Genomic DNA, 225 nt, shown 5'->3' with positions numbered 1-225 from the left:
CCACGCCTTCCAGGCGCACGCTGCCGAACTGCATGAAGGTCATTGTCTTCACATCCGGCGCCAGGCGGCCGAGCACCTCGGCGGCGGCGGGACCTTGCAGGGCCAGCAGGGCGCGGGAGTCGAACAGCGACTCGATCTCGCATTGTTCGCCGATGTGCGTCCGCAGGTGCGCCAGGTCCTGCTCCTTGCAGGCGGCGTTGACCACCAGTACCAGGTGGTCGCCGG

The 225-nt window shown here is 68.4% G+C and carries 1 pseudogene; it reads right to left on the bottom strand.

Annotated elements, in window-relative coordinates:
- Positions 1 to 225, bottom strand: a pseudogene (gcvT, locus tag AAHM40_RS27145) (glycine cleavage system aminomethyltransferase GcvT); the annotation flags it as partial.

Origin of the sequence: Pseudomonas sp. OTU5201, assembly GCF_038440135.1 — a bacterium.
Lineage (GTDB): Bacteria > Pseudomonadota > Gammaproteobacteria > Pseudomonadales > Pseudomonadaceae > Metapseudomonas > Metapseudomonas resinovorans.
This window is presented reverse-complemented; position numbering and strand designations above follow the sequence as displayed.